Source organism: Streptomyces sp. bgisy130 (genome assembly GCF_057708345.1).
Window position 1 is genome coordinate 20,465 of sequence record NZ_JBYISA010000058.1, and the last position, 7,049, is coordinate 27,513.

7 protein-coding genes are annotated in these 7,049 nt (G+C 72.1%); 2 read left to right on the plus strand and 5 right to left on the minus strand.

What is annotated here, in order from left to right:
* Positions 1–2 precede the first annotated feature (2 nt).
* The 5 genes from AC3EUV_RS36100 to AC3EUV_RS36120 all read right to left on the minus strand — a co-directional run bounded on the left by AC3EUV_RS36100 (position 3) and on the right by AC3EUV_RS36120 (position 5,731).
* Positions 3–1,403, minus strand: coding sequence for a hypothetical protein (locus AC3EUV_RS36100; protein ID WP_432146770.1), 1,401 nt, complete (start codon positions 1,401–1,403; stop codon positions 3–5).
* Between the two features lie 51 nt (positions 1,404–1,454).
* Positions 1,455–2,501: a C40 family peptidase gene (locus AC3EUV_RS36105; protein ID WP_432146771.1), complete on the minus strand. Its 1,047-nt coding sequence runs from the start codon at positions 2,499–2,501 to the stop codon at positions 1,455–1,457.
* A 268-nt stretch (positions 2,502–2,769) separates the two neighbouring features.
* A complete protein-coding gene (locus AC3EUV_RS36110; RefSeq protein ID WP_432146772.1) occupies positions 2,770–3,795 on the minus strand; it encodes a C40 family peptidase in 1,026 nt (341 codons plus the stop codon).
* A gap of 304 nt (positions 3,796–4,099) precedes the next feature.
* On the minus strand, positions 4,100–5,473 hold the full coding sequence (locus AC3EUV_RS36115; RefSeq protein ID WP_432146773.1) for an NYN domain-containing protein: 1,374 nt from the start codon (positions 5,471–5,473) through the stop codon (positions 4,100–4,102).
* A gap of 18 nt (positions 5,474–5,491) precedes the next feature.
* Positions 5,492–5,731, minus strand: a complete 240-nt coding sequence (locus tag AC3EUV_RS36120; RefSeq protein ID WP_208688153.1) for a hypothetical protein — start codon at positions 5,729–5,731, stop codon at positions 5,492–5,494.
* A gap of 292 nt (positions 5,732–6,023) precedes the next feature.
* On the opposite strand from AC3EUV_RS36120, the gene AC3EUV_RS36125 reads away from it, so the two are divergent.
* Both AC3EUV_RS36125 and AC3EUV_RS36130 read left to right on the plus strand, forming a co-directional pair.
* Positions 6,024–6,704 (plus strand): rhomboid family intramembrane serine protease, encoded by a 681-nt coding sequence (locus tag AC3EUV_RS36125; RefSeq protein ID WP_432146775.1) that lies wholly within the window; start codon positions 6,024–6,026, stop codon positions 6,702–6,704.
* Positions 6,701–6,982: an Lrp/AsnC family transcriptional regulator gene (locus AC3EUV_RS36130; protein WP_042161938.1), complete on the plus strand. Its 282-nt coding sequence runs from the start codon at positions 6,701–6,703 to the stop codon at positions 6,980–6,982. Before AC3EUV_RS36125 ends, AC3EUV_RS36130 begins: the two co-directional genes overlap by 4 nt.
* The last annotated feature ends 67 nt before the right edge of the window (positions 6,983–7,049 follow it).

Genomic DNA, 7,049 nt, shown 5'->3' on the forward strand with positions numbered 1-7,049 from the left:
GCTCAGCGCGCCAGCTGTTTCCGCACGAAGGCACGCCACTGCCGGGTGAACTGCGCCATGCTGACACCCAGTTGGGTGCGCATGGCGTGGTCGGTCCGCTCGGCGCGGGCCTTCGGCCGCTCTCCGGGGCGGGCGGCCGGGGTGGCCGGACGGGAGCGCGAGGAGGCCGCCGTGGCCGACGCGGCCGCCTCGATCGGGGCCCCCGCGCTCCCCGCCGAGACCTGGGCCGCGCTCTTGCCCGCCGCCCGGTAGAAGGCGAGCAGCTTGGCCTCGCCCCACTTCTCCGCGATCATCCGGCAGGCCAGCCAGCTGCCCTCGTACGCCTTCGCCAGCCGGTCGGCGCCCGCCTTGAAGCCGAAGTCCTCATCGGTCGGCAAACGGGCCGGGAGCTTGCCGGCGGCGACCGCGCGGGTGAGTTCGGGGGCGGTGAGGGCGGCCCTGCGGTGGATACCGCGGTAGGCGGCCCAGTCGGCGAAGCCCTCGGAGAGCCACAGCGGGGTGGCCGGCGTGGTGGCCGTACGGGTGGCGACATGGGCGGTCTCGTGGGTGAGGACCACCCGGCGGCCCAGGTCGTTGAGCTCCTCGTACGCGTCCGGGTTGATGATCACGCGGTCCGCCGGCGCGGTCGTCGAGACCCCGGCCTCCCCGGTGGTGACCGCCGCGATCCCCGCATAGCCGGACGGATCGTCGCTGCCCATCAGCTGCGCCATCCCCTCCACCGAGTCCGGCGCCTCCACCACGACCTTCTGCGACCACTTCCCCTTCCAGGCCGCGGAGACCGCGGGCACCGCCCGGTCCACCCGGTGCGCCAGATCCTTCAGCCGCGCCCGCTGCGCCCCGCCGCCGAGCACCAGGCTGTACCGGCCGCGGACCAGCTTCACCGGCCCCTGGTCCCACAGCTGGCGGGTGCCGCTGCGGCCGGCCGCCGCGCCATCGGTGTCCGAGGAGATCAGCCAGCGGCCGTCGCGCTCGGTCAGGGTGAGGTACTGGACGGCGTGCACCGGCGCGGTGTCGAAGCCCTTGAGGCGGTAGCGCAGCCGCACCTTCGCGGCCAGCCGCGTCCGGTCGCCGCCGGCCGGGAGCGGGAAGGCGTCGGTGGAGTCGAGGTCGTAGTGCCAGTCGGCCAGCGGCACGCCCTTCAGGTGGCCGAACATCGCGCGCTGGCGGTCGCGGTAGCCGGTGGCCCGCGGGTCGACGGAGGCGAGGAAGCCCGCCGCGTCCTGCCGCTCGACGGCCCGCGCGCGGGCGACGAGCATCCGCTGGACGTCGGGGAAGCGGGCCGGTGCCGGCGGGGCGCCCGCGGGCCCGCAGCCGGCCAGCGGGGCGAGCAGCGCGAGAAGAAGGGCGGCGCAGCCCGCCGCCCCGGCCCGCGACGGCCGGCGTCTCGCCCGCTGGTGTGACATGCGGACGATCGTAGATCCGGCCCGGCCCGGGCAAAAACGCGGAGATCCCCCTCAGGGCCTGGTGACGGCCGAGATCGGCATCATCCCGACGGGGTCGTAGCGGACCCGTGCGCCGGGGTAGGGCGCGTGCACCACCTGGCCGTTGCCGACATACATCCCGACATGGCTGGCGTCCGAACGGTAGATGACCAGGTCACCGGGGCGAGCCTGGCCGATCGGCACCGGCCGGCCGGCGCCCCGCTGGGCCTGGGAGGTCCGCGGGAGGGAGACTCCGGCCCGGCCGTAGGCCCATTGGGTGAGTCCGGAGCAGTCGAAGGACGAGGGGCCGCTGCTCCCCCAGGCGTACGGGCGGCCGACCGCGGCGCGCACCGCGGCGACCGCGGCGGCGGCCCGCCCGGAGGACGGTGCGGCGCCGCCCAGGTCCGGTGCCGCCTCGCGGTGCCCGTCGCTCCGGGCGGCCCGCTCGTAGGCCGCCCGGTCGCTCTTGGGGAGCGCGTTCAGCAGCCGTCGCGCGGTGGCCAGCTTGCGCTGTACGGCCTTCTTGTGGCGCGCGACGGCCTTGCGGCTGGTCTCCAGCTCGGTGAGCTTGCGGACTGTCTCCCTGCGCTGCTGCTCCAGGGAGCGCTGGGCCGCCTGGAGGCCGCGCAGCTCATCGGCCTGGTGGTGGCCGAGCCGGTCGAGCGCGGCGGCCTTCTCCAGGAAGGTGTCGGGCCGTTCGGAGAGCATCAGCCGGACCGTGGGGTCGATCCCGCCCGACCGGTACTGGGCGGCGGCCAGCGCGCCCAGCCGGCCGCGCATCCGGTTGACCCGCTCCTGGGCGCGGGCGGTGCGGTCCTGGAGGGCCGCCACCTCATGGCGCAGCTTCTTGGTCCGGGCCTGTGCGCCGTTGTACTTCTCGGTGGCCCGCTCCGCCTGGACGTAGAGGCTGTCGACCCGTGCGGTCGCCGCCGCCCGGCCGGCGGACGGGCCGCCCGCGGGGTCGGCGGCAGCCGGCGGCGCCGACAGCGCGGCGGCCGCGGTCGCCAGGGCGGCCGACACCACCGTGACTCCGGCGAGGGTGGTCTGGGCGTGCTGCGAGGTACGGCGGTGGGACACCACGAGAGCCGCACTCCTTCCATGGGGGTCCCCCTGCTCAGCGCAGCCGAGAGCTCGGGGGAAGCCCCTGCCGCCCCGGGAGGGCGTGCGGTGAACCGGATGCTGCGCGGGCAGAGAGTACGGCCCCGGCGCACACCGGCCCAAAACCCCCATTCGTCCGCAAAAAGCCGCCCCGCCGGTGACTGTGCAGGTCACCGGCGGGGCGGCAGGTCAGCGGCCGGGGCCGCAATTCGCCCGTTCGGGCGGCAGGTTGAGGGGGTCGTGAGGCTGTTCAGACCCGCACGCCGTACATGAACGGCATGTTGTTGATCGACTCGTAGCGCACGTTGGCGCCCGGCTTCGGTGCGTGCAGGACCTGACCGTTGCCCGCGTAGAGGCCGATGTGGTGCAGGTCGCTGTAGAAGAGCACCAGATCGCCGGGCTTGAGGGCGCTCTGCGAGCTGATCTGGGTACCGGCGCTGGCCTGTGCCTGCGAGGTGCGCGGCAGCGACTGGCCGGCCTGCTGGTACGCCCAGGAGGTCAGACCCGAGCAGTCGAAGGACGACGGGCCGGTGGCGCCCCAGACGTACGGCGAGCCTATCTTGGACTGCGCGGCCTGAAGGGCGGCCGCACCGCGGCCCGAAGCCGGGGCGTCATCGCCGAGGTCGACCCGCTCGTTGCTGCGGTTGGCGCGGTCCTCCTTGGCCTGCATGGCCGCCCGCTCCTTGGCGGTCATCTTGTTGAGCAGCTCCTGCGCCTTGCCGAGCTTGCCCTTGATCTCGTCCTTCTTGTCCCCGAGCGCCTTACGGGTCTCGGAGAGGTCCTCGATCTTGCCCGCGGCCTCCGCGCGCTCCTGGGCGAGCCGGCGCTGCTTGTCCGCGATGGTCTTCAGCTGGTCGGCCTGCTTGCCGCTCAACTGGTCGAGCGTGGCGGCCTTTTCGAGGTAGGTGTCCGGGTCTCCGGAGAGGAACAGCTGGACCGAGGGGTCGATGCTGCCGCTGCGGTACTGGCCGGAGGCGACCGCGCCGAGGCCCTTGCGGAGCTGGTTGAGCTCACCCTGACCGCGGGCGACCTTGTCCTGGAGGTCGTCGACCTCCTTCTGGAGCTTCTCCTGCTGCTCCTTGACGCCGTTGTACTTCTCGGTGGCCTGCTCGGCCTCCCCGTAGAGCTTGTCGACCTCGGACTTGACGTCCTTCTTCGACTGCTGGGGGTCGGCCTGGGCGGCCTGGGACGAGAGGGCCACGGCCGCAGCGGCGGTCGCGGTGAGCACGGTCACGCGGGTACGGCTCGGCTGCTTGGGTCGACGGTGGGACGCCACGGGGGCGAGCTCCTTCTTCCTCCAGCCGCCTACCGGGAAGTGGGGGGGTGAGACCCCGGCTCCGCGTGAACGCCGCGGACTCGGCGGTTCCTTCACTGTTCATCCCGGTTGGATGATCATCTGCATGAAGGTTCGGGGCTGACCTTAGTAACGGAGTTGTGATCGCTTCAAATCCTCACGGGAAAATTCTGCGCCACCAACCCCATCCTTTACCAACATCACACAGCCAGTAAGCGCCACTTGACGCTCAGAGACGGAGTGCGGGCGAATTTCCGCGTTCGGCGGCCTCGAAGAGGGGGGTGCGTCAGGTCCGGGCAAGTCGCTTGAGAAGCAAGGCCGATGCGACCGGACGCGCGCCGGCCTTCGCCACACCGTCGGCCACTTCCCGGTCCGTGGAGACCACGACGACCGGACGGCCGGGCGGTTCGGCCCTTACCAGCTGACGAATCAACTCATCGGCCGTTACGCCCGGTTTGCTGAACAGGACCCGGACCCCGCGCGGCGGTGCGAGCAGCACCGGCGCCGCCAGCTCCGCCCCGTCGAAGACACAGGTCATCTCGGCGCCGGTCTGCGCCGCCAGCACCGCGAGACCGCCCAGCAGCCGCAGCCGCTGCTTTTCGAGCGGCATGGTCGGATAGCCGGTTTTGGTGACGTTGTAGCCATCCACCACCAAATGCGCCTGCGGCAGGGCGAGAAGCTGGTCGAGCAGCGCCGGATCCATCTCCGACAGCGCCCGGGTCGCGATGTCCTTGGGCGTCATCCGCCCCGGCGCGACCGCCTCGACGGTGTCCGCCGGGTGCACGTTCGCGGGCGGCAGAGCCAGTTCGCGGCGCAGCCCCTGGGCCGCGTCCAGGACCGTGTCCAGCAGCAGCCGCAGCCGCATGTCCTCGACGCTGCGGCCCTCACGGGCGGAGCGCCGACTGGTCTCCAGCGCCGTCTCGGCCTCGGCGATCCGGCCCTTGAGCCGGCGCACTTCGCTGTCCGCGGAGGTCTTCTCGGTGGCCGCCCGGTCCCGCTCCTCCGCCAGCGCGGCCTCGGCCTTGCGGACCGCCGCCTCACCGCGCTTGACGTCACTCAGCGCACTGCGCAGCTTGCGCCGCAGCGACTCGTTCTCCTTGCGCACCGCGTCCAGATCCACCCGGATACGGTCGGCCTCCGAACGGGCCTCGCCACGCGCCTGCGCCAGCTCCTCACGCAACCGCGCCAGCTCCCGCTCGGCCTCCTCACCGGCCCGCTCGGCACGCGCCCGCTGGGCCTCCTCGCCGGCTGCCGCCACGAGCTTGACCCAGCCCTCGGGCCGCAGCACATAGGCCGCCGCCGCGACATCCAGCGGATCGGCGGCCGCGGGCGGAGTGCCGTGCTCCAGCGCCGCGGCCAGCTCCGGCTGCGCCTCGTGCAGCTTGCCGGCGATCCGCTGCCGGAAGACCGCGTCGCTCTCCAGCGCCGCGGCCATCGCGTTTCCGGCGAACTTGGCCCGACGAGTCGGGGTGAACCGGGCGTACTGCCGCAGCGGGGGCGGGAGTTCGGCGACCGTCAGCGCGCCGAACGACTCCGCGGTGAGCGCCACGACACGGCGCCGAACGCCCTCGGGCAGCGGTCGGTCGAGCACCTCGTCCGCCGCACCCTCGGGTACGTCGTCACGCTGGGCCCCCGGCTCCCCTTCTGGACGGTCCACCACGGCTGCATCGCTCCGATCTCAGGCGTTCGCGCCCGGACGGTCCACCAGCTCGATCTGGTCGACCGCGTTGCACCAGCGGCAGCGCACGGACTCGATGCTCTCACTGAGGACCTCGCGCTCCTCCACCTTCGGGTCCCCGGCCAGGTCCAGGTGGACGTACTCCACCACCTTGGACTGGCGGGTCACGTCGAAACGCGTGAGGTTGCCGCACAGCGTGCAGCGCCACCGGGTTCCGGCCGTCGGCAGGGGAACAGCCATCGTGTCGTCCTCTTTCATGCTCTTCGTCATGTGCTGCTGCGCGGTTCACGCGGTGCGCCGTCGGACTGCGGAAGTACGCAAAGTACTGCCTGCAACCCTACGGCCTGACGGCGGGCCGGTGCGGGCCCGCCCGGGTGCCGGGACACGGCGAGGCGCTCTGTCCCGATTGCCCGCATTGAGTCATGATCACTTCATGACGGCGCCGGCCCCCTCTCCCCGTTCTCCCCGCTCGTCCGGTCTCCTCCCCCGCCGTCCGCAGCCCACCCGGTCCCTGACCGCGGTGTTCTCGCGGATGACGAATGTGCTGATCGGCCTGTGCTGCGCGGTCTTCGTGCTCGGCCCCGCCTCCGGCCTGAACCGGATATACGGCACCGGCGACGCCCTGCTGAAGGCCCAGACCGCGTATTTCGAGCGGTGGGGCGTGATCCCACTGGATCTGTGGAGCGGCTCGGTACGGGCCCTGGCCACACCGCTCACCGCGTTGTTCGTGCACGGCAGCTGGCTGCACCTGCTCGGCAACATGCTGTTTCTCTACGTCTTCGGCGCGATGGCCGAGGCGCGCATGGGCCGGCTGCCGTTCACCGCCTTTTACCTCATCATCGGCTACCTGGCGCTGCTCGGCTACGCGGCCGCCCACGCCGGCTCCGGCCAGACCCTGGTCGGCGCCTCCGGCTCGATCTCCGGCGTCCTGGGCGCCTTCCTCTACCTCTTCCCGACGGCCCGGGTCACCAGCCTCTTCCCGTTCCTGTTCTTCCTGCCGCTGCGCTTCCCCGCCTGGCTCGTCCTGCTGTTCTGGTTCGTCCTCCAGTGGCAGGCCGCACAGGACGACCCCCGCGGTCCGGGCGTCGCCTACCTCGCCCACGTCATCGGCTTCGCCCTCGGCTTCCTCTACGCATGGGCCCGCTACGGGAGGGATAGTGTGGGGGCCACCAGGGCGAACGACCGGGCGACCGAGGAAGAGAGCCAGCCGTGATCACGTCGATCGTGCTCATCAAGACCAACGTGGACCAGATCCCGGAGATCGCCGAAAAGATCGCCGCACTGGACGGCGTCAGCGAGGTCTACTCGGTCACCGGCGCCCACGACCTCATCGCGATGGTCCGCGTCGCCGCCCACGACGACCTCGCCGACGTCATCCCCGGCCGCATCAGCAAGGTCCCCGGCGTCACCTCCACGGAGACGCATATCGCGTTCCGTACGTATAGCCAGCATGACCTTGAGGCCGCGTTCGCCATTGGGCTTGAGGCCTGACGTTTTCGGCTTTCCCGCCGTGGGCGTTGCTCGCCGTTGCGCCTGCGGCGGGCCAGGTGGTTTGTGG

Bases quoted from the DNA above. Each gene is read 5' to 3' on its own strand.
- AC3EUV_RS36125 (WP_432146775.1), top strand. From the start codon at position 6,024: ATGACGAATGTGCTGATCGGCCTGTGCTGCGCGGTCTTCGTGCTCGGC.
- AC3EUV_RS36100 (WP_432146770.1), bottom strand. From the start codon at position 1,403: ATGTCACACCAGCGGGCGAGACGCCGGCCGTCGCGGGCCGGGGCGGCG.
- AC3EUV_RS36120 (WP_208688153.1), bottom strand. From the start codon at position 5,731: ATGGCTGTTCCCCTGCCGACGGCCGGAACCCGGTGGCGCTGCACGCTG.